We start from the raw sequence: 20,028 nt of genomic DNA, 5'->3' as shown, positions 1-20,028 counted from the left end.
ATGCGGATAGCCGCGGTCGGTGACGTACATCTCGGCGTGGATTCGCGCGGGCAATGGCGGGAGGCACTGGACGGACTGTCCGCGCGAGCGGATGTGCTCCTGCTGGCGGGCGACCTGACGCGCCACGGCGCCGTCGACGAAGGCCGGGTGGTCGCGGAGGAGTTCGCCGACCTGGGCGTGCCGGTCGTCGCCGTCCTGGGCAACCACGACTATCACAGCGACGCCGATCAGGAGATCAGCACCGTGCTGGCCGACCACGGCATCACGGTGCTGGAAGGCACTTCGGTGACGTTGCACCTCGACGGCAGCACGCTCGGGGTCGCGGGCACGAAAGGCTTCGGCGGCGGCTTCGCGGGCAAGTGCGCAAGCGTCTTCGGTGAACCCCTGATGCGCGAATTCGCCGGGCACACCGTGGACGTGGCCGCCGCACTCGGCGATGCGCTGGCGAATCTGCACACCGACGTCACCGTCGCGCTCACGCACTACTCCCCGATCAGCGACACCCTGCACGGCGAGCCGAGGGAGATCTATCCGTTCCTCGGCTCCTACCTGCTCGGCGAGGCGATCGATGAACACGGCGCCGACCTGGCGTTGCACGGTCATGCGCACGCGGGCACCGAGCGCGGCACCACTCCGGGCGGCATCCGGGTGCGTAATGTCGCCCAGCCGGTGATCCGAGCGGCGTACGCGGTCTACGACATGCACCCGGCCGCGGTCTGAGTAGGGCCGGACTCAGAAGTCGGTCGAGATCGCCTCCACGGTGCTGCCCGACTGGGTGTTCTCGACGGTGGTGGCCACGTCGGCCTGCGCGATGATTCCGACCAGCTTGCCTTTCTCCAGTACCGGCACGCGGCGCACCTGATGCTGCGACATCACCGACATCACCTTGCGTACGTCGTCGTCGGCTTCGACGGTGACCAATTCCTCGCCCCCGAGTTCGCCCGCGTCGACGCCGAGCGGGTCCTTACGCTGGGCGATCACCTTTACGACGATGTCGCGATCGGTGAGCATTCCTTTCAGCTTGTCGTCCTCACCGCAGATGGGTAAGGCACCGACGTTCAACTCCGCCATGCGCTGCGCGGCCGCAACCACCGTGTCGCTGGAGCGGACACACTCCACGTTCGGGGTCATGATGTCCCGTGCTGTTGTCATCGGGATCCTCCTGAAACTTCTCGCGGGTACGAGCGGCCCGGAACAGGGTCGCTCGCTGACGTCCTACCCCCGTTTCGGATCTCTTAACGCGGGCATCCGACCGGTATGGCCGCCCAGGACGGCCCGCTCGCAACGCCGCGGGCCGCGGGTTGTCCGCGCACCGAAATCGTTGCCGCTCAGCAGAAAGGACATCCGATGCTGCCAGCACCGAACGAGCCGACCGCGGGATCCGGCGCCGGAGACCCACCCCGGACCCACGCGTTTCCGGACGACACCCGCACCATTCGGACACACGCCGGAGAATCCATCGAGGACGCCCGGAACTGGCCGGGCATCATCCTGGTCGCGGTGGGCATCGTGGCCATGGCCCTGACGCTCACCGCCGCCGGGTACGGATTCGCGGGGTGGGCGGTGGTGGCGGGCATCGTCAGCGGCGTCTGCATCATCGCGGGCGTCTTGGTGATCGTCGCCGAGCACCGCCGGATCAAGGCGCGAGAAGGCAAGCGGCTGCGGGACGCCGCCGGTCACTGATCCTCGCCCGATCGCGTGCCGCCCGCGGGGATGCGGCTTCGAACTCCAGGAGAAGGAATGACACACCAGCCCAATCGGCCTTTGGGCCGCTTCGCCCTGCTCATCGGCGCTGTGGCGGCGGGATCGGCGCTCACGGCATGTTCGGTCGACGGCGGCGATCCGGCCGCGGATACGCCCCAGCCCGCGACCGTCTCGATCACCATGCCGGGCCCGAACAGCCGCCAGGTGCCGAACACTGACCAGATCACGGCGGAAGCGGCGAAGCAGCTGTGCGACATGATGGGCGCGGACATCGACACCTGGCGTGGCCAGAGCGCCACGGTGGCCAAAGTGACGTTCAACGGCACCGTGCACAACTGGGCGGCCCGTAACGGCGGGCTCAACGACGTCGTCGTCACCCACCGCGACACGGTCGACGCCGTCACTACGCAGACCTGCCCCGACGTGCGCGAACAGGCGGTGCAGGCGCTCGGCGTACCGGACCTGGCCTCGGCGCTGGCGGGGTTCGGCCGATGAGCGCCGCGCGCCGGATGGGCGTCGCCGTCCTTGCCGCGCTGGCGGTGTGCGCGGCGGGGTGCGGCAACGAGCCGGAGAAGATCGTGAACAAGGGCGGTGACACACCGTGCAACGAATACGTCGCCCAGGATCCCGACAAGCAGCGCGTCACCACCGAGAAGTTCCTCGAAGAGGAGCGCGAGGGTCACGAGACGCCCGACGCCAGAACCGTCGACGCGGCGATCACGGCGATCAAGTTGATGTGCGCGGCGCAGGCCAATCCGGACACCCCGATCCGCAAGGCCGACCTCACCGGCGTCTTCGTGCCGAAATGAGCGTCTTGCTCGCGTTGCGCGCGCACGGCTTGCGGGAGCTGCTGACCGCGGTTCCCGCCCTGCGCGCGTTGCACGACGCCCGCCCGCGACACCGGCTCGTACTGGCCGCGCCGGGATGGCTGCGCCCGGTGGTGGAACTGGCCGCGTGCGTCGACGAACTCCACGCGACGCCGATGGCGGCCGGATTGCGCTGGAACGCCGCGGCGCCGACCTTCGCGGTCAATCTGAACGACTGCGGGGCCGAGAGCATACGCGCGCTGCTCGCGAGCGATCCGGAACGGATGATCACCCACCGCCACAAGGACTTTCCGCAGGTGCCGGGTCCGCTGTACGAGCCAGGCCTGCCCGACACCGTGCGGTGGTGCCGGCTACTGGATTGGGCGGGCATCCCGGCCGATTCGGCCCGACTGGACATCACGCCACCACCGGAGTGCACCGGAGAGCGGCGCTCCATCGTCGTCTATCCGGGTGGAGCCCCGGCGCGTCGCTGGCCCGCCGACCGTTTCGCGACGGTGGCCGCCGGCCTGCGCGAGTGGGGATGTCCGGTACGTATCGTCGGCAGTGCCGCGGACCGTCCGCTCGCCCTCAGCGTCGCGGCCCAGGCGGGCTTGCCCGAAAACGACGTCCTGGCAGGCGAACTCACGCTGCGTCAACTCGCCGCGACGGTGGCCGACGCGTCCCTCGTGCTCAGCGGCGACACCGGCGTCGGGCATCTGGCCACGGCGTTCGGCACACCGTCGGTGCTGATCTTCGGTCCCGACTCGCCCGCGGTCTGGGGGCCGCCACCGGAACGGGCGGCGCATGTCGCGTTGTGGGCCGGGCACCCCGGCGACCCGCGGGCGGACACACCCGCGCCCGGATTGGCGATGATCAGCGCCGCCGAGGTGCTCGCCGCCGCCGATCGGCAGCTCAGCGGCCACGTGCGAGTATGAGAAGGAATCCGCACGGGCGTTTCGCCCCGTCGAGACCGGCTATCTCGGGCATATGACGTCCCTATGGTTGCACGGCGCGCAGGTGCCGGCGCGGTTGCGGTTGACGCCGGGATCGCGCTTCGACACGGTGGTGATCGGCGGCGGGCTCACCGGACTGGTGACCGCCCTGCTGCTGGTCGAGAACGGCGTGGAAGTGGCCGTGGTCGAAGGAAGACGCGTCGGTGCGGGCACCACCGGGGCCACCACGGGTAAGGTCAGCCTGCTGCAGGGGACGCGTGCGCAGCAGATCGCCCGGCACCATTCCGACAACGTCCTGCGCGACTATGTGGCGGCCAATCGCGAAGGGCAGGAATGGCTCTTGGAGTACTGTGCCGCGCACGGCGTGACCGTCGAGCGGGCAGCAGCCTTGACCTACGCGCAGAACGACGACGAAATGTCGGCCGTGCGAGCGGAATACGCCGCGACGCAGAAGGCGGGCCTGCCCACCGAGCTGTTACGCGAGCTGGACGTCGACTTTCCCGCGCGCGGCGCGGTGCGCTTGGCCGATCAGGCCCAACTCGATCCGATGGCCCTGTTGGCCGCGCTCGCGGCCGACGTGGAGTCACACGGCGCGCCGATCTACGAATCCACCCTCGTGCGCGGCGTACATCACGGTGGCGGCGGTGATCTCGTCGTCTCCACCGAACACGGCGACCTCGGCGCGGGCCGGGTGGTGCTGGCCACGGGGACGCCCATCCTCGATCGTGGCGGATTCTTCGCCCGCCTCACTCCGCAACGCTCCTATCTGACGGCCTTCCGCCTGGACCGACCGGCTCCGCGCGATATGTACATCAGCGCGGGCAGCCCGACTCGCTCCCTGCGCCGCGCGCAGGGACCGGACGGCGAGCTTCTGCTGGTCGGCGGCAACGGTCATGTCGTCGGCCGCGGCGGATCGACCCGGGAGAAAGTGGAGGATCTGGTGAACTGGGCGCACACCTGGTTCCCGGGCGCCGAGCTGACGCACCGCTGGTCGGCTCAGGACTACTCCCCCATCGGAGAGCTTCCCTATGTGGGTCCGTTGCTACCGGGGCAGAACGACATTCAGCTGGCCACCGGCTACGCCAAGTGGGGTTTGACCAACGGGGTCGCCGCGGCGATCGCGCTGGCCGGACGCTTCACCGGGGCGGCACCTCGATGGGCGGGCGCGCTGGCGAGCTGGCGTCCGGACGAGCTCAAGGCACTGCCCGCGGCGACGAAGATCAACGGCGCCGTGGCACAGAAACTCTCCGCGGGCTGGCTGCGGGTCGCGACCCACCACGACGGCGACGCTCCAGCCGAAGACTGCGGCATGGTCCTGCGCGAGGGCCTGCACCCGACGGCGGTGTGCACGGTGGACGGCGTCACCAACCGGGTCTCGGCGGTGTGCCCGCATCTCTACGGCATCGTCAACTGGAACGACGCCGAACGCACTTGGGACTGTCCGCTGCACGGCTCGCGTTTCGCCGCGGACGGCACGCTGCTCGAGGGCCCGGCCACCAGCTCGCTCACTCCCCTGCACGAGCCGCGCGACACCCGGTGAACCGGCGACGGGCTGCTCAGTCCGTCAGCGGCCTGGCATCGGCGAGGATTCGATCGACCGTCTGCTCGACCGTGAGATCCGACGTGTCCAGCCAGAGCCCGATCCGAGGAGTGGTCTCGCGCAACACCCTGTCCAGCCCCGCGACGGTGAATTCGTCGTAGGCGTCTTTTCCGCGTCCGGCCTCACGCGCCAAGACCACTTCGGTGCGCGGCGCGAGCACGACGACATACAGCGGTCGCGTGACGATCAGATCCGCCGTCCAGGGCAGGAATTCACCGAGGAAGACATCCTGCAGCACAGCCGTGAACCCGGCATCGGCATAGGAGTCGGCCGTCGCCGCAGCCAGGCTGTGCCGTAGCCGCAACTGGGCCAGCGCCTCGGGCGAGGGGTCCGCGGTCATCTCGGCACGCCCGTTCACCACGAACCGGCGGAAGGCGTCCCCGCGCACGTGCGCCGAGCGCGGCAGCCGCTCGGCCAGCGCCTGGGCGACGGTGGATTTGCCCGCGGCCTGGATGCCGGTGATCAGATAGACAGCCGATGCCATGACGACGATCATGGCGCGCCCCGCCACGACCGGCTACGGCGACCCCGCCGCGCTCAGTTCGCCCGAGCGCCTGCCTTCTGCTCGACATAGCGGTTCATCGCCCAATTCAATCCGCGCATCGCGGCGTTGTACGCGGGCGGGAAATACCGCTGTGCCCAGAAGCCCACGCGAATGTCGGGCGAGGTGAACACGAGGTAGCGGTTGCGCTCGACACCACGCACGATCGAGCGCGCCGCCGCCTCCGGGGTGACCGCGTGCCGCATGAACAGCGCCATGCCCCGCTGCACCGCTTCGGCCGTGCGATCGACGCCCGCGATGTCGACGCTGTCGACCATCGGCGTGGCCATGGCGCCCGGACACACCAAGCTCACGCCGATGCGGTGGCGTGCCAAGTCGAAGCGCAGCACCTCCGACACTCCGCGCAGGCCGAACTTGCCCGCGCTGTACGGCGCGTGCCACGGCAGGCCGAACAGACCGGCCGCCGAGGACACGTTCACCACGTGACCGCCGCGTCCGGCCGCGATCATCGGCGGGACGAACGCTTCGATCACGTGGATCGGGCCCATGAGGTCGATGTCGACAGTGCGCCGCCACTGATCGTGCGTCAGCCGGTCCACGGTCCCCCACGTGGCGATACCGGCCACGTTCATGACGATGTCGACGCTGCCGACCACATCGTGCACCTGGGCCGCCAGCGCCACGACCTGGTCGTAGTCACTGACATCGGCCGCCTCGGCGACGTGGACGGTCGCGCCCGCGGCGCGCGCGTCGGCCGCGGTCCGCGCGAGGCCGTCAGCGGCGATATCGGTCAGCACGAGCGAAGCGCCTTCGGTCGCCGCCGCGAGCGCCGTGCTGCGACCGAGACCGCTGGCCGCGCCGGTGATCAGACAGGTTTTGCCGGCGAACTTCGTCATAGTCGATGACCATACGCAACCATGAACACCACTGTCTATGGAACAGGCGAACGGCTCTCCCACGGAACCGGCGCGAGCGCGACCGTGATGTTGTCGCCGCCACCGCAACGCAACGCGAACTCCGCGAGCGCGCGGGCAGCCTCCGCGGGCGCCTTCGCTGCCACCTGGTCGGCCAGCGTGGCGGGCGCGGGCGAGTAGTTCCACAGCCCGTCGGAGCACAGCAGCAGCACACCGGGCCCCGAGACGCGCACCGTCCGAACACAATTGTCCGCCCACGGCTTCGGCGGACTGTCCGCGCCGAGCCAGCGGATCAGCGTGTGCGCCCGGGGATCGGCCATCGCCGCGCGCTCGTCCATCGCACCCGCGTCGACCAGTGCCTGTGCCCACGAGTCGTCGACGGTCAAGCGCTGGGCCTGCTCGTCGCGCTGGGTCGGCAGCCAATAGGCGCGGCTGTCACCGACGTTCGCCACGGTGATCTCGGTTTCCGAGCCGTGGTGGGCGACGATGGCGGACACATACGTGCACGAGGGTGCGGGACCATCGGGAACGTCCACGTCGCGGACCGCCTGCACCGCGGCCGCCAACCCGGCCATGATCGCCTCGGTCGCGGGCTGTCCGGCCGCGAGCGCGGCGGCGGTCGCGCCGACACCGGCCCGGACCGCCGCACCGGAGGCCACCTGCGGCCGGGACGAAGTCGACACGCCGTCACTGACCGCGATCACGACCGACGCGTCCGTTTCCGGCACCACGCCTTCCAGCACCCCGGCCGCGACGGCGTCCTCGTTGCGCGCATGGACGATGCCGCGATCGGTGAGCACCGCCACCGCGCCCAGATCGGTGTCGAAGCGATCCGCCACCGGTCGCGACCGGCCGCACCGCGCACAGCGCCCGTCGGCGTAGAAGTGGTCGCCTCCGCAATCGGCGCACGACGTCGCGTCGGGACCGGGCAGCGCTATGTATCGATAACCGAGTTCCCGACCGCAGGACCCGCACCGTAGGCCGTCGAGTCCGACAGCCGAGCATCCGGCGCAGCGTAGGTCGGCACCTTCATCGTTCATCGGACGGCTCCCCTGCCGACAGTGCCGCGGCCGGCGGGCGCGCCATGCTCCGGAAGTCGTTGGCCCAACCGTAACCACAGTGGCGTATTGCTGGTGCGAACTTCCACACCCTCCTCCTTCATCTCCCCGGCAGGCCGACTCCGATCGCGATAGTACGGGAGTGTTCCGGGTCTGGATCCCGGTGCCGGATCTCCCTGCCCGCTGCCCGGCAGCACGATAGCCGACGGTCTGCCCGCACCCGCGAGAGATGGCACCCCGCGCCGGATGATCCGCACGAGGGCAGCCGCTCGTCGCTCAGACCAGCTCGGGCGACCGATGCGACCGCCGCCCCCGCGTGCGAAACGTCTGCGGAGGACAGCCCTGCCAACGGCGGAAGGCCCGGATGAAGGACGCCGCCTCCGCATAGCCCAGTCGCGCGGCGACCTGTTCGGTGGTCATGTCGGTGTGCGCGAGCAGCACCTCCGACATGGTCTGGCGTACCTCGTCCAGCAGCGCCCGGAACGAGGTGCCCTCCTCGTTCAGCCGCCGCGACAGGGTGCGCGAGCTCATGAACAGCCCGAGAGCGACTGTCGCCTGATCGGGGATCTCACCCGGAGTGCGAACGAGGCGGTCGCGCACCGACGCCGCGACGCCGGTCCGTGACCGGCGCCGGTCCAGCAGGTCGCGGCACAGTTGTCCGCAGTTGTCCCGCGCGGCGGCGTTCGCCGGTGGCAGCGGCCGGTCCAGCACACCGCGGTCGAAGACCACCGCGCTCGTCGGCGCACCGAAAACCGGCGCCACACCGAAGACGTCGCGGTACCGCTCGAGGTCGCGCGGACCGGCGTGCCGGAAACCGACCCGCCGCACCGGGACGCCCACGGCGAACAATTCACGATCGAAAGCGGGCAATCCGGCCAGGGCCGCTTCGGCGAAGAACGCCCGCATCTCGGGCGGGATGTCGGCGTCGTCGAACACCAGCCGCGCTTCGCCGTCGGCTTCCTCGATGGCCAGTCGCCCGAACGGCACTGTGCGACCGATGTAGCGCGACCCCACCTCGATCAGCTCACGCAGCGTCCGGCTGCCCAGCAGCGCGAGACCCCACGGCCAGCGCGACCGCACATCGCGCCGGACCGCCGCCGCGAGACCGAGTCCCGGCTCGTCGCCGAACCGGCCGAGCACCGTCTGCACCACCAGCAGTTCGTCCTGCGCGGTGATCTCGGCGGAGGGGTCGCCCAGATCGGCGGGCGCCAGCGTGGTACCGGCCAGGCACTCGGCGGGCGCCATGCCCCGCTCTCCGGCGATGCGTACGAGCGCACGCACGCCTGCGGTGCTGCGGAGGGAATCCGGATCGACCATGACTCGCGTCCTCGATGAAGCGGTACTGCGCGGTATCGGCGCAATGTATCAATCGGGTGTCGTGCGCATCGGCGGTTCGCCGAAATGTCGTCACGGCAGCCGCTGGCAGCCAGCTGTTTTCGTCGCCGGAACGGTAGCCGTGTCCGGTGTCGCGTGAGTTCGGCGCCATCAATCCCGGACGGTGATACCGATGGAACGCGCGAAGGCGGGCGCGAGATCCATCAGCTGCGGACTGCTGATCGTGGCCCCGCGCAGGCTGTCGAGCCCGTCGGCGACATCGAGTGCCGTCGCGCCGCGCAGGTCCGCTTTCACCACGCGAGCGTTGCGCAGCGAGAGCCGGACGAGCGCCGAGCCGGGCACTGTGATCTCGGTCAGCGCGGCCTCGGCGAAGTCACAATCGCGCAGCACGCAGTCGGTGAAGGTCACCTCGCGCAATTGGGCCCGGCGAAAGTTCACCGAGTCGAACTTGCACCCTTCGAATCGCACCCGCCGCAGGTTCGCCCCCGCGAAGTCGACACCGGACATCGCGCCCGCCACCACCTCACTGTCCAGCCACGCCGTGTCGGCCAATTCGGTGCCGACCCAGCGGACGTGGCGCAGCCACACATCGGTGAACCGGCTGTAGCGCAGCGTGCCGCGGGTGAAGGTGTTCGAGCTGAACGCCGACTCGTTGAAGCGCGCGTGCGACACATCGATGTCGTCCAGCGCACCGCCGTCGACCCGGACGCAGTCGTAGTCGCCCTCCGCTTCGAGGTCCCCGTCCAAGGCGGTGAGATACCGCGCGTAGGGCAGGTCGTCGAGTTCGCGCGCCATGCACTCCTCCAGTTCGTCACGAAGATCGGTCGGCGACGAGTATTCCGGTGCGCAACGACAAGTTCGGCCGCTGATCGAGATCAGTCGCCGCTCGACTCCAGCCGGGCCGCGCGCGACAGCAGGTAGCGCTGCTGCGGAATACTCGTTGTCCGCTCCGCGGCGGCCAGATACGCCCCGCGGGCGCCGGCGATGTCGCCGAGCATCTCCAGCAGGTGTCCGCGCACGGCGGGCAATCGGTGGTCGCCGGCGAGACGCTCGCCGAGATCGTCGGCCAGCTTCAGCCCCGCCGCAGGTCCCACTGCCATCGCCACCGCGACCGCGTGGTTCAGCGCGACGATCGGATTGTCGGCCGCCGCCAGCAGGCGTTCGTAGAGCAGGGCGATCTGCGGCCAGTCCGTCGCGGCGTAGCTGGGCGCCTCGTCGTGCAGTGCGGCGATCGCGGCTTGCAACTGATACGGCCCCGGAATCCCCCGTGGTAGTGCGGCGGTGATCAGTGCGATTCCCTCGGCGATCGTGCCCGCGTCCCATCGGCTACGGTCCTGCTCCTCCATCGGGATCAGCTCGCCGCCGGGGCCGGTGCGTGCGGCACGACGGGCGTCGGTGAGCAGCATCAGCGCCAGCAGTCCCGCCACTTCGTCGTCCTCGGGCAGCAAGCGGTGCACGAGGCGGGTGAGCCGGATCGCCTCGGCCGACAACTCGACCCGATGCAGTTGCGGGCCGGAGGTGGCGGCGTAGCCCTCGGTGAAGATCAGATACAGCACGTGTAGCACGGCGGCCAGCCGGTCGGCGCGGTCGGCCGCGGACGGCGGGGCGAACGGCACGCCGCTGCGTGCGATAGTGCGCTTCGCCCGGCCGACGCGTTTCGCCATGGTCGGTTCCGGAACCAGGAAGCACCGGCCGATCTCCGCGGTGGTGAGGCCGCCGACCGCGCGCAGCGTGAGCGCGACCTGGGAGGACGGCGACAGCGCGGGGTGACAGCACAGGAACAGCAGGATCAGGGTGTCGTCGGCGTCGCTGGGCTGCCGGTCGGCGGGCGGCGTCAGCCAGTCCTCCGGCAGCGCCCAGCGGGCCACGGTCTGTTCGCGTTGCCTGCGGGCCTGCTCGGCCCGCAGCAGATCGGTGAGCCTGCGCGAGGCGACGGTGATCAGCCAGGCCAGCGGTTTGGCCGGGACACCGTCGGCGGGCCACTGCGTCGCCGCGGCGAGCAACGCCTCCTGCACCGCGTCCTCCGCGGTGTCGAAGTGCCCGTACTTGCGCACGAGCGCGGCGAGGACCTGCGGCGCCAACGGGCGCAGCAGGTCCGTCGCCACTGGATCGGGCATGGTCAGCCGAATTCGGGAGCGGCTTCGGCGATCGGGCGCACATCGGCGTAGACCGATTGGAGCACGTGCGCGGGAGCTGGGCACTTGTTGAGTTCGGCCGCGATCTCGGTGGCGCGGTCGAAGCTCTCGCATTCCACGATCCAGAATCCCGCGAGCACTTCCTGGGTCTCGGCGTAGGGGCCGTCGGTGACGAACGGCTTTCCGTCCTTGATGCCCAGCCGCCTGGTGTGTACCGGCTCCGCCAGTCCGCGGGTCTCCACGAGTTCGCCCGATTCCTCGAGCTTCTTGTTGAGCTCGGTCATGAACTGGGTCAGTGCCGCGAATTCCTCGGCCGTCCACGCGGGCTTGCCCGTGTCCTTACCGACCATGCCGTCATAGTCCCGCTGCGAGGCGTAGCTCAGGATCATGTATTTCATGGCGATTCCTCTGGGTCGTCGGCGCCCCGGTGGCGCCGCTCGTCTGGAACGTCGGAGCCGCTGACCATTCTCGGACATCGCGGTGGAAAAAACTTCTCGATGGTGGTCACCAGGCCGGATGCTCTGCTCGGCCGCGTCGTGCCATGCTGTCCCGCATGATCATCGAGGGAACGGCCGCCGCCGGCTACGAGGCCGTGCGGGAGGCGTTCGCGGCCGATTTCACCGAGCAGGGCGACGTCGGCGCCGCGGTCTGCGTGTACCTGGACGGGCGGCCGGTGGTCGATCTGTGGGGCGGAACGGCCGATCCCGATACCGGGCGACCGTGGCAGCGCGACACCTTGCAGCTGGTCTATTCGGCGACGAAAGGCGTCGTCGCCACCATCGCGCACCTGCTCGCGCAACGGGGCGAACTCGATCTCGACGCTCCGGTGGCACGCTACTGGCCGGAATTCGCGGCGGCGGGTAAGGCCGACATCCCGGTGCGCTGGCTGCTGACGCACCAAGCGGGCCTTGCGGCGCTGGACAAGCCCGTCGAACTGGGTGACGCACTGGCCTGGACGCCGATGGTGGACGCACTGGCCGCGCAAGCGCCGAATTGGCCCCCCGGCACCGCGTTCGGGTATCACGGGCGCACCTACGGCTGGCTGGTCGGCGAAGTGATCCGCCGCGTGTCCGGTCGCACGCCCGGCCGGTTTCTCGCCGAGGAGATCGCGGGTCCGCTCGATATCGACTTCTTCATCGGCCTGCCACCGTCCGAGCAGGCCCGGGTCAGCCGCTTGGTATTCGCGCCCGCGCCCGACTTGACCGCGGTGCCCGAGGACGCCGTTCCCGAGTCGCTGCGTCCGCTGCTCGCGGCGATGCGTGATCCGCAGGCCCTGGTCAATCGGGCCTTCCAGATCACCGACCCGGCGGACATCGACTTCAATTCACCGGCCGTCCAAGCCGCGGAACTGCCAGCGAGCAACGGCATCGGCACCGCCCGCGGCCTGGCGCGTCTGTACGCGGCACTCGTCGGCGAGGTCGAGGGCACGCGCCTGCTCACCGCCGACACTCTCGCCGCTGCCAGCCGGGAACAGGTCGCGGGCACCGATCACGTCCTGATGCTGCCCGGCCGTTATGCCTCGGGGTACATGCTGCCCACCGCGGAACTGCCACTGGGCGGAGCCGCCTCGTTCGGCCATCCGGGCCGCGGCGGCAGTCTCGCGTTCGCCGATCCCGAACGCCGTCTCGCCTTCGCCTACGTCACCAACCATATCGTCGAAGGCGCGCTCGATCTGCGCGCCCGCAACCTGGTCGACGCGCTGAACGGCGCGCACGCGACCGTGCGCTGAGCGTTCGCTCCGCCGCGACGCGCGCAGGCCCACCCGGTCACCGGGTGCGGCGGTTCAGCGCACGGTCAACGTGCACGTCGACGAGTCCGGCTGGTCGGCGATCCGCGTGGTCGTCGCGTCGTCATCGCCGAGTGCCACGCGCCTCCGCGCCGCGCCGGTCGCTGGATCGGTGGTCACGGTCAACTCGTGGCAGGTCTCTCTGCCGTGGATGTGTCGCGGGCGTTGCCCGGCTCGCCGGTCCTCGATCCCGCGGTGAGGACGGACCGTCCTGGCACGGCGCCTGATAGGGCGCGCGTGCGGATCATGATCTCGACCCGAAGCGCGTGGCGGGTCGCGCCGGATCCCTGGCAGCCGTACCGGTCAGCGCAGCGTACGGATCCAGCGGCGCGTATCGGCCGGATCGATGACGTCGTCGACTTCCAGAACGGTGGCGGCGGTGAGAGCCTTGCCGTTGGCGTAGGCGAGCTGGACCAGGTTGTCGAACGCCTGCTGCCGCTCGCCCGGATCCTCTATGGCGGCCAGCTCTTTCGCGAACCCGAGGCGGACCGCGCCCTCCAGGCCCATGCCGCCGATCTCGCCGGTCGGCCAGGCGATGACGAACCGGGGAGCGCGAAACGAGCCCGCCGCCATGGCCTGAGCGCCCAGACCGTAGCCCTTGCGCACGATGACGGTGCCCAGCGGCACCGACAGCGCGGCGGAGTCGATGAACAGGCGGCTGAACTTCGTCACCGTGGCGTCCTTCTCCGCGTCGGGGCCCACCATGAAGCCCGGTGTGTCGCAGAAGGAGACGATCGGCAAGCCGTGCTCGTCACACAGACGTAGGAACATGCTGAGCTTGTCGGCGGCCGGAGCATCGATCGCCCCGCCGTGATGATGGCAGTCGTTGGCGATCAAACCGAACGGCCGTCCCTCGACCCGGATCAGTGCGGTAATGATCCCGGCCGCCCAGTCGCGGCGCAGCTCCAGCACCGACCCGACATCCGCGACGGCCTCGATCGCGGCACGAATATCGAACGCACGCAGCCGATTCTCCGGAACCACGTGCCGCGCCAGCCGCGGGTCCGGCGCGGTCCATTCCTCGATGTCGCCTTGGAAGTAGGCGAGATAGCGCCGCGCGGTGGCGACCGCCTCCGCCTCGTCCGCGGCCACGATGTGCACGACGCCGTTGCGACGCTGCACCTCGACGGGGCCGATGTCCTCCGGGGCGTAGACGCCCAGGCCGCCGCCCTCGATCATGGCGGGGCCGCCCATGCCGATATTCGCGTCGGGAGTGGCGATCACGACATCGCACATGCCGAGCAGCGCCGCGTTGCCCGCGAAGCAGCGTCCGGACACGATGCCGATCAGCGGAACCCGGCCCGAGAGTGCGCCCATCGCGCGGAAGGTGGTCACGTCCAGACCGGAGATGCCGGGATAGTCGGTGTCGCCCGGCCTGCCGCCGCCGCCCTCGGTGAAGAAGATCACCGGAAGCCGTTGTTCGCGTGCGAGTTCCAGCATGCGGTCGGTCTTGACGTGGTTGCGCATCCCTTGGGTGCCCGCCAGCACCGTGTAGTCGTAGGACAGCACCACCGCGCGCGAGCGGCCGGGACCGAATCGCTCGGCGCCGACGGTGGCCACGCCCGCGATCAGGCCGTCCGCGGGCGTGTTCGCGATCAGGTCCTCCGGACTGCGACGCAGGCGCTGGGCGGCCACCGCGAGCGCGCCGTACTCCACGAAGCTGTCCGCGTCGACGAGGTCGGTGATGTTCTCCCTGGCGGTGCGCCGCCCGAGCCGATGGCGTTTGGCGACCGCCTCCGGCCGTGCTTCGTCGAGCACTCCCCGTCGGCGGGCGTGGACTTCGGCGAGGTCGGCGCGCACCGCATCCAGGTCCACCGCGGTGTGATCCATGACCGCGCCCTCGTGCTCGGCGGGGACGAAGGTCAGCAGCGGCGCGTGCGAATCGACGACCGCGCCGATCGCCGCCACGTGGCGGCACACGCGCAGGTCCTGCTCGGCGCGCACCACGTGCTGCATCTTCATCGCTTCCAGCACCGCGACCTCGCCGCCCGCCGCGACCACGACGCCGGGCTCGGTGAGCGCGACCACCGTGCCACCCATGGGCGACCGCACCGCCTCCTCGTCGCCGTCCAGCGTCACTTCGGCGGCCGCGCTCTCTTCCCGGTCGGGCGCAGCGGGCACGACGACGGCGAAATCATCCGCCCGCCGGACCAATTCGTCGACGTTCCGCTCGAACCACGTGGTCGGCACGACGCGGCCCTCCGACAGATCCGTCAAGATCGCGCGCAGCACGGCGATATTGGTGTCCACCCCGGTCACGACGGTCTCGGCCAGCGCGTCGGCGCACCGGCGCAGCGCGGCCGGATAGGACGGTCCGCAGGCGATGACCTTGGCCAGTAACGAGTCGAAGCGCGCGTCCTGCCGCATACCGGTGAACGCGGCGGTGTCGACCCGTACGCCGACTCCGGTCGGTGGCGCGAACCGGGTCAGCGTGCCGGTGCCGGGCAGCACGTCGCCGCCCGCGGTGACGGTTTCGGCGTTCAGGCGCGCCTGCACCGCGTAACCGCGCGCGGAACCGGGATCGGGGAGCGCGAGATCGGCCAGCGTGGCGCCGCGGGCGAGATCGCATTGCACCGCCACCAGATCGATTCCCAGAACCGCTTCGGTAACGGTGTGCTCGACCTGCAGCCGCGGGTTGACCTCGAGAAACCACGCCTCGTCGCCGCGCGCCAGGAATTCGACGGTGAGGACACCGCGGCAGCCGACGGATTCGGCGAGCCGGACCGCCCAGCGATGCAACCGCTCGCGCAACCCGGCCGGCAATTCGGGGGCGGGCGCGACCTCGAGCAGTTTCTGCTGCCTGCGCTGCACGCTGCAATCGCGGTCGCCGACCGCCGCCGCCACGGCTCCGTCGGTGACGATCTGAACCTCGATGTGCCGCGCGCCGGTGATCAGCGCCTCCGCGTAGACCGCGTCGTCACCGAATCCGGCCAACGCCTCCGCGCGGCAGCGTTCGAACACCTCCGGGAGGCGGGTCGCCTCGCGCACCGCACGCATACCGCGCCCGCCACCGCCCGCCGCGGCCTTCACCATCACCCCGTCGGGATGCGCGGTGAGCAGTGCCCGCACCTCGGCGATGTCCGCGCCGCGGGGGCTCGCCGGGATCACCGGGACACCCGCGCGCTCGGCCGCCGCGCGTGCCGCGGTCTTGTCGCCGAAGATGTCGAGCGCTTCGGGCGACGGACCGACGAACACGAGTTCGGCCGCCGCGCACGCCTTCGCGAATTCGGCGCTCTCGCTGAGGAATCCGTAGCCTGGGTGCACCAACGCGCCGGGGCCCGCCTTCCTCGCCGCCGTGACGACGGCCGCGACATCGAGGTAGGCGGAGGCTCCCACGCCGGGCAATGGCACGGCATCGTCGGCCAGACGGACGTGCAGCGCGTCTCGTTCCTCGGCGGTGTGCACCGCGAGGGTTCGCCAACCCCGTTCCCGGGCGGTGCGCAACACGCGGACCGCTACTTCTCCCCTGTTCGCCACGACGACCTGCATGCCGCCCAGTCTCGTTGACATTGACGTCAACGTCAATATGGGTCACCATATCGGCGTGACCCAGTCCACCTGGTCGGTGCGCGCCGCGCGGGAGCGCTCGCACACCTCCCGGCACCGCGATCTGCTCGACGCCGCGACCCGCGTGTTCGCCGAGCGCGGCTACGACAACACCACCGTCGCCGCCATCACCGCCGAGGCCGGCGTCTCCCGCGCGACGATGTACGTGTACTTCGCCTCCAAGGAGGAGATCTTCCTCGCGCTGGCCGAGCGGGTGCGCGACGACTTCCTCGCCGCGCAGGAGCCGGGCATCGAGGACGAAGATCCGCGGCATATGTTGCGCGCCACCATCGAATCCTTTGCCACAGCGGTCGCCGCGGCGGGACCTCTGCTGCGCCTGATCGATGAGCGCGGGTCCGTGGACCCCAAGGTTGCGGCGCTGTCCGAGGAGATCACCGAACGGCCGATCCGCCGCTTCACCCGGTATCTCCAGCGTCAACTCGACGCGGGCCGCATCACCCCGGTGGCGACGCCGCGGGTGATCGCGGAAACGATCGGCTACACCCTCACCGCGGGCATCCTCGCGCGTCGGACCGCCGACGAATCCAGCCGTGCGGAGTATCGCGAGGCCATGGGAAAGGTCGCGGAAACTCTGCTCGGTCTGTAGCCCGCCACCGCACCGCGAGAGCCGTGCATCACGCATTGAATTGACTTACAGCGCGATTGAACCCGTCGAGCGCCGCGTCCAATATGGCTGGACCGGGCGCTCCCCTCGGTTTGCCGCGCAGCTCCAGGGGTAGGCCGATTCGCGATAGCCCCACCCGGACTGGACACCCGACTTTCCCGAGGAGAAGCAGTCATGAATCAGCCCCACGACACCACCGACAAGGACGACTCGCACGAAACATCGAACGCGCGGGAAAAGGGCATTCTCGAAGGCCACTCCGAGAACTCCGGCAATCTGGCGGGCCCGGGGCCCAACACCGACCGAGACGAAGACCCCGATACGTGAAGCCGCCAAGCCGGGCCGACGCGAGGATCAGCGTCGTGAGATTCCGGGACGCCGCTGGTTACGCGTTCGAAGCGAGGTCTTCGATTCGACGCCGTCCCGCCGAAGCTGCCGCCGACAATTCGTCGGCTGCGCCGTCGGGCGGGCGCGGGTTCGATCATCGCTGCGCTACCGGCCAGTTCAGCTCGGTGCGCAGATCCGTGGGGTCCATGTCCGGAGCGGGCTTGGTCAGGTAGACCTCCCACCGCAGCGGCTCCGCGGCCAGTCCCTGCTCATCGATCCAGGCCCGCAGGTGTTCCCAGGCGGCAGCCAAGCCGTCGAATCCACCGGCGTGCACGATCCTCGCCACGCGGCCCGCGGGCAGGCAACCGGCCCTGACGTCGCGCTCCGGGCGCAGGCCCCGGTCGACCGCGAACCCCACCTCCAGATCCAGCGTGGCATCGGACTCCGCCCGATACACGCAGAATGCCGGCCCCTCGATCGTCGCGCCTTGTCCGGCGACGACCTCCGGCAGGATCCGGAACGACCGGTCGAAGAAGTCTCGCAAGCCCGCGGGTGGGACACGGTCACGGATAACCGCCGTGGTGACCTCCGGGACATCGAGCAATTCGGGATCGGCCGTGGAGGCGGCAGCCAGGTCGTCGGTCATGATTCTCCTTGATCAGGTCGCGGATACTCCCTCACCAACGACGCCGTGACCGCCGGAAACTCATCGGTGCCGCCGTGCGCCGGGTCTCATGGTCACGGGCTCGAGCCGAAACATGCGAAGCTTTGTACCAGCCGGTTCAATTTGATATTCGTCGGCGTACTAGACTGCGGGAGTGGCAGCAGTGACATCGCAAGCCGGACAGGCGGCTTCGCGCGGGCGGATCGACAAACGGCAGGCGATCCTGGACGCGGCGTTCGCGGTCTTCGCACGCCGCGGTTACGCGCAGGCGTGTGTGCAGGAGATCGCCGAGGCGGCAGGCGTCGCCAAGCCGACCATCTACAACCACCTCAACGACAAGGAAACCCTGTTCCGGCACACGCTGGCGGCCGCGGGCGACGCGGTGCTGGCCGAGAACCTGGCGGTCGTGGACCGGTTGCGCAACCCCGGCCCCGACTTGCGCGCCACGCTGGAGGACCTGGCGTACCGGCTGATCCGGGTCTGCTGCTCCGAGCGATCCCGGTCGCTGCGGTGTCTGACCTACGGGCAGGTCGCCCAGTTCCCCGACCTGATCGACATCGTGGTGAGCCGCACGTCCGACCAACTGGCCGATGCGCTGGCCGATCGGCTGGCGCGCCTGTCGCTGTCCGGCCGCTTGCGCGCGTGCGACCCGGCCACCGCCGCGGAACAGTTCCTCGCGCTGATCACCGGCCCGATGGAGGGCCGCTCACGGCTGGGCACCCGCAAGGTCTCCACCACCGAGATGCGCGCGGTCGCCACGACGGGGGTCGACACCTTCTTGCGCGCCTACGAAGCGACGGAAACCCCCTGAGCCCGTAGGCCGTCCGCTTGGAAACCGCCTCCACCGTCGACGCGCAGGAGCGCACCGCGTCCGCCGCACCTGGCGAGAGCCGCAGCGCACCTGCGAAGTACCGCTGCCGCCGAATTCGACACCGTACGACTCGCCGCGCGATACCTTGTCGCCGGGAAAGGACCGACGTGACCGGCTCACCCGAAGATCTGCTCGCGACCATCGAAGCCGAGCGGGCGATCTACCGCACGTTTTATCACTTCTTCCGACTCGCGGACACCGGGGAGAGCGAACGTTTCGTCGAATGTTTCACACCGGACGCGCTGATCGAGTACCGGATCATGCCCGGCCCGGTGGTGCGCTTCCACGGACGCGACGAGTTCACCGCGTACATGAGCCGCGCGCCGAAATCCCAGCGCGCCATGGTGGCGCATGTCGCCGGGCAGGCCACCATCGAGTGGACCGAGGACGGCCCGCTGCTCACCGCCTACGCCACGGTATGGCATTGGTTCACCACCAGGGAATTCGCCGACACCAACCGCCCCGCGGACTGGACCACCATCGGCCTGGTGCAGGACAGATACGAGAAATACGACGGCGAGTGGCTGATATCCCACCGCGACGTACGGCCCGTCGCGGGCCGGGTCGCCGCCGGACGCGGCCCTGCCTGAACTCGCCCCTTCTCGCTCATTTCCCGGCACTCCGCCGCTTTCACGCGACGCGACACCGACTTCCGTGATCGCGAACGCCCGTTCCTGGATGATTTGGCGGTCGTGTCGCCGTTCGCGGCCCCCGCGATGACGGCTCGGCGCACGCCACCGAGTTCGCCCACCGGAGTGTCACAACCACCGACACCGCGAAATTCTTTACCGCGCAGGTCAGAAGGGTCGGCAAATCCGCCGCGCCACAATGTCATCCGCTCGCCTGGACCGTCGCCGGGAGTTGGCCGAAGCGGAGACCTGGTCACCAGCGCGGTAACTCTTGGTGAACGACTCGTGCAACGCGAGGGTCCGCCGTATCCTTGGATCCGTTGGGAAAGAGGGGTGATGACCGAACGACCTATGTCATCGCCGCCTACCCTGACCTCCACATTCCCCGCCGCGACCGCATAGCGCTGGGGAAACACTCGCTCCCGCAACGGTTTCCACAGACGATGCGATGTTCACCATCTTCGGCATCGCAGCTCATGCCCAGTGACGACAGTCCAGCGGCAAGGTCTCCTGCGGGCATTTTGGCAACCCTCCAGTAACCCACAGGCGGATAGACCAGGGGTTGCCAAATAG

Annotated in this window: 22 protein-coding genes; 11 read left to right on the top strand and 11 right to left on the bottom strand. The window is 69.7% G+C overall.

Annotated elements, in window-relative coordinates:
- Positions 1-720, top strand: coding sequence for a metallophosphoesterase (locus AB0L97_RS21695; RefSeq protein WP_355075242.1), 720 nt, complete (start codon positions 1-3; stop codon positions 718-720).
- Positions 721-732: 12 nt separating this feature from the next.
- Here the strand turns inward: AB0L97_RS21695 and AB0L97_RS21690 are convergent, their stop codons facing one another.
- Entirely contained in the window at positions 733-1,152 is a 420-nt protein-coding gene (locus AB0L97_RS21690) for a CBS domain-containing protein (protein ID WP_355075241.1), read from the bottom strand.
- Between the two features lie 195 nt (positions 1,153-1,347).
- Between AB0L97_RS21690 and AB0L97_RS21685 the strand changes: the two genes are divergently transcribed.
- The 5 genes from AB0L97_RS21685 to AB0L97_RS21665 are packed head-to-tail and all read left to right on the top strand — an operon-like array spanning position 1,348 to position 5,003.
- Positions 1,348-1,683: a hypothetical protein gene (locus AB0L97_RS21685; RefSeq protein WP_364432276.1), complete on the top strand. Its 336-nt coding sequence runs from the start codon at positions 1,348-1,350 to the stop codon at positions 1,681-1,683.
- A 57-nt stretch (positions 1,684-1,740) separates the two neighbouring features.
- A complete protein-coding gene (locus tag AB0L97_RS21680; RefSeq protein ID WP_364432273.1) occupies positions 1,741-2,199 on the top strand; it encodes a hypothetical protein in 459 nt (152 codons plus the stop codon).
- Entirely contained in the window at positions 2,196-2,513 is a 318-nt protein-coding gene (locus tag AB0L97_RS21675; protein WP_356965690.1) for a hypothetical protein, read from the top strand. The genes AB0L97_RS21680 and AB0L97_RS21675 overlap by 4 nt, the downstream gene beginning before the upstream one ends.
- Positions 2,510-3,445, top strand: a complete 936-nt coding sequence (locus AB0L97_RS21670; RefSeq protein WP_364432269.1) for a glycosyltransferase family 9 protein — start codon at positions 2,510-2,512, stop codon at positions 3,443-3,445. The genes AB0L97_RS21675 and AB0L97_RS21670 overlap by 4 nt, the downstream gene beginning before the upstream one ends.
- Positions 3,446-3,497: 52 nt before the next feature.
- Positions 3,498-5,003 (top strand): FAD-dependent oxidoreductase, encoded by a 1,506-nt coding sequence (locus tag AB0L97_RS21665; RefSeq protein ID WP_356965686.1) that lies wholly within the window; start codon positions 3,498-3,500, stop codon positions 5,001-5,003.
- Between the two features lie 16 nt (positions 5,004-5,019).
- On the opposite strand, the gene AB0L97_RS21660 is transcribed toward AB0L97_RS21665, so the two are convergent.
- The 7 genes from AB0L97_RS21660 to AB0L97_RS21630 all read right to left on the bottom strand — a co-directional run bounded on the left by AB0L97_RS21660 (position 5,020) and on the right by AB0L97_RS21630 (position 11,405).
- The gene (locus AB0L97_RS21660; protein WP_355075229.1) at positions 5,020-5,547 is read right to left on the bottom strand and encodes an AAA family ATPase; all 528 of its coding nucleotides are present in this window, start codon (positions 5,545-5,547) and stop codon (positions 5,020-5,022) included.
- A gap of 53 nt (positions 5,548-5,600) precedes the next feature.
- Positions 5,601-6,461 carry an SDR family oxidoreductase gene (locus AB0L97_RS21655; RefSeq protein WP_364432265.1) on the bottom strand — a complete coding sequence of 287 codons (861 nt, stop codon included), beginning with the start codon at positions 6,459-6,461 and terminating at the stop codon, positions 5,601-5,603.
- A 35-nt stretch (positions 6,462-6,496) separates the two neighbouring features.
- Positions 6,497-7,318 carry a protein phosphatase 2C domain-containing protein gene (locus AB0L97_RS21650; protein WP_364432262.1) on the bottom strand — a complete coding sequence of 274 codons (822 nt, stop codon included), beginning with the start codon at positions 7,316-7,318 and terminating at the stop codon, positions 6,497-6,499.
- Between the two features lie 495 nt (positions 7,319-7,813).
- Positions 7,814-8,854, bottom strand: coding sequence for an AraC family transcriptional regulator (locus AB0L97_RS21645; RefSeq protein ID WP_364432259.1), 1,041 nt, complete (start codon positions 8,852-8,854; stop codon positions 7,814-7,816).
- A 168-nt stretch (positions 8,855-9,022) separates the two neighbouring features.
- Positions 9,023-9,667 carry a pentapeptide repeat-containing protein gene (locus AB0L97_RS21640; RefSeq protein ID WP_356965676.1) on the bottom strand — a complete coding sequence of 215 codons (645 nt, stop codon included), beginning with the start codon at positions 9,665-9,667 and terminating at the stop codon, positions 9,023-9,025.
- An 80-nt stretch (positions 9,668-9,747) separates the two neighbouring features.
- The gene (locus AB0L97_RS21635; RefSeq protein ID WP_364432255.1) at positions 9,748-10,989 is read right to left on the bottom strand and encodes a DUF6596 domain-containing protein; all 1,242 of its coding nucleotides are present in this window, start codon (positions 10,987-10,989) and stop codon (positions 9,748-9,750) included.
- A 2-nt stretch (positions 10,990-10,991) separates the two neighbouring features.
- A complete protein-coding gene (locus AB0L97_RS21630; protein WP_355075219.1) occupies positions 10,992-11,405 on the bottom strand; it encodes a YciI family protein in 414 nt (137 codons plus the stop codon).
- Between the two features lie 155 nt (positions 11,406-11,560).
- Here AB0L97_RS21630 and AB0L97_RS21625 point away from each other — a divergent pair, with 155 nt between their 5' ends.
- Positions 11,561-12,736, top strand: coding sequence for a serine hydrolase domain-containing protein (locus AB0L97_RS21625; protein ID WP_364432251.1), 1,176 nt, complete (start codon positions 11,561-11,563; stop codon positions 12,734-12,736).
- A 54-nt stretch (positions 12,737-12,790) separates the two neighbouring features.
- Here the strand turns inward: AB0L97_RS21625 and AB0L97_RS21620 are convergent, their stop codons facing one another.
- Both AB0L97_RS21620 and AB0L97_RS21615 read right to left on the bottom strand, forming a co-directional pair.
- Complete coding sequence (locus AB0L97_RS21620) at positions 12,791-12,913, bottom strand: hypothetical protein (protein WP_364432248.1); 123 nt, start codon at positions 12,911-12,913, stop codon at positions 12,791-12,793.
- Positions 12,914-13,096: 183 nt separating this feature from the next.
- Positions 13,097-16,282: a carboxyl transferase domain-containing protein gene (locus tag AB0L97_RS21615; RefSeq protein ID WP_364432402.1), complete on the bottom strand. Its 3,186-nt coding sequence runs from the start codon at positions 16,280-16,282 to the stop codon at positions 13,097-13,099.
- Positions 16,283-16,337: 55 nt separating this feature from the next.
- Between AB0L97_RS21615 and AB0L97_RS21610 the strand changes: the two genes are divergently transcribed.
- On the top strand, positions 16,338-16,946 hold the full coding sequence (locus AB0L97_RS21610) for a helix-turn-helix domain-containing protein (RefSeq protein WP_364432245.1): 609 nt from the start codon (positions 16,338-16,340) through the stop codon (positions 16,944-16,946).
- A gap of 192 nt (positions 16,947-17,138) precedes the next feature.
- Positions 17,139-17,291 carry a hypothetical protein gene (locus AB0L97_RS21605; protein ID WP_355075209.1) on the top strand — a complete coding sequence of 51 codons (153 nt, stop codon included), beginning with the start codon at positions 17,139-17,141 and terminating at the stop codon, positions 17,289-17,291.
- A 154-nt stretch (positions 17,292-17,445) separates the two neighbouring features.
- On the opposite strand, the gene AB0L97_RS21600 is transcribed toward AB0L97_RS21605, so the two are convergent.
- Positions 17,446-17,937: a GyrI-like domain-containing protein gene (locus AB0L97_RS21600; protein WP_364432241.1), complete on the bottom strand. Its 492-nt coding sequence runs from the start codon at positions 17,935-17,937 to the stop codon at positions 17,446-17,448.
- Positions 17,938-18,109: 172 nt separating this feature from the next.
- Between AB0L97_RS21600 and AB0L97_RS21595 the strand changes: the two genes are divergently transcribed.
- Entirely contained in the window at positions 18,110-18,766 is a 657-nt protein-coding gene (locus tag AB0L97_RS21595) for a TetR/AcrR family transcriptional regulator (protein WP_364432238.1), read from the top strand.
- A gap of 167 nt (positions 18,767-18,933) precedes the next feature.
- On the top strand, positions 18,934-19,416 hold the full coding sequence (locus tag AB0L97_RS21590; RefSeq protein WP_364432235.1) for a nuclear transport factor 2 family protein: 483 nt from the start codon (positions 18,934-18,936) through the stop codon (positions 19,414-19,416).
- The last annotated feature ends 612 nt before the right edge of the window (positions 19,417-20,028 follow it).

The sequence above is a fragment of the Nocardia sp. NPDC051911 genome, assembly GCF_040681035.1.
Classification (GTDB): Bacteria; Actinomycetota; Actinomycetes; order Mycobacteriales; family Mycobacteriaceae; genus Nocardia; species Nocardia sichangensis.
The sequence above is the reverse complement of the archived record's forward strand: the minus strand, read 5'-3'. Positions and strand labels throughout refer to the sequence as shown.

Coding starts and splice junctions, on each gene's coding strand:
- AB0L97_RS21695 (WP_355075242.1), top strand. CDS start 1: ATGCGGATAGCCGCGGTCGGTGACGTACATCTCGGCGTGGATTCGCGC.
- AB0L97_RS21690 (WP_355075241.1), bottom strand. CDS start 1,152: ATGACAACAGCACGGGACATCATGACCCCGAACGTGGAGTGTGTCCGC.
- AB0L97_RS21685 (WP_364432276.1), top strand. CDS start 1,348: ATGCTGCCAGCACCGAACGAGCCGACCGCGGGATCCGGCGCCGGAGAC.
- AB0L97_RS21680 (WP_364432273.1), top strand. CDS start 1,741: ATGACACACCAGCCCAATCGGCCTTTGGGCCGCTTCGCCCTGCTCATC.
- AB0L97_RS21675 (WP_356965690.1), top strand. CDS start 2,196: ATGAGCGCCGCGCGCCGGATGGGCGTCGCCGTCCTTGCCGCGCTGGCG.
- AB0L97_RS21670 (WP_364432269.1), top strand. CDS start 2,510: ATGAGCGTCTTGCTCGCGTTGCGCGCGCACGGCTTGCGGGAGCTGCTG.
- AB0L97_RS21665 (WP_356965686.1), top strand. CDS start 3,498: ATGACGTCCCTATGGTTGCACGGCGCGCAGGTGCCGGCGCGGTTGCGG.
- AB0L97_RS21660 (WP_355075229.1), bottom strand. CDS start 5,547: ATGGCATCGGCTGTCTATCTGATCACCGGCATCCAGGCCGCGGGCAAA.
- AB0L97_RS21655 (WP_364432265.1), bottom strand. CDS start 6,461: ATGACGAAGTTCGCCGGCAAAACCTGTCTGATCACCGGCGCGGCCAGC.
- AB0L97_RS21645 (WP_364432259.1), bottom strand. CDS start 8,854: ATGGTCGATCCGGATTCCCTCCGCAGCACCGCAGGCGTGCGTGCGCTC.
- AB0L97_RS21640 (WP_356965676.1), bottom strand. CDS start 9,667: ATGGCGCGCGAACTCGACGACCTGCCCTACGCGCGGTATCTCACCGCC.
- AB0L97_RS21635 (WP_364432255.1), bottom strand. CDS start 10,989: ATGCCCGATCCAGTGGCGACGGACCTGCTGCGCCCGTTGGCGCCGCAG.
- AB0L97_RS21630 (WP_355075219.1), bottom strand. CDS start 11,405: ATGAAATACATGATCCTGAGCTACGCCTCGCAGCGGGACTATGACGGC.
- AB0L97_RS21625 (WP_364432251.1), top strand. CDS start 11,561: ATGATCATCGAGGGAACGGCCGCCGCCGGCTACGAGGCCGTGCGGGAG.
- AB0L97_RS21615 (WP_364432402.1), bottom strand. CDS start 16,282: ATGCAGGTCGTCGTGGCGAACAGGGGAGAAGTAGCGGTCCGCGTGTTG.
- AB0L97_RS21605 (WP_355075209.1), top strand. CDS start 17,139: ATGAATCAGCCCCACGACACCACCGACAAGGACGACTCGCACGAAACA.
- AB0L97_RS21600 (WP_364432241.1), bottom strand. CDS start 17,937: ATGACCGACGACCTGGCTGCCGCCTCCACGGCCGATCCCGAATTGCTC.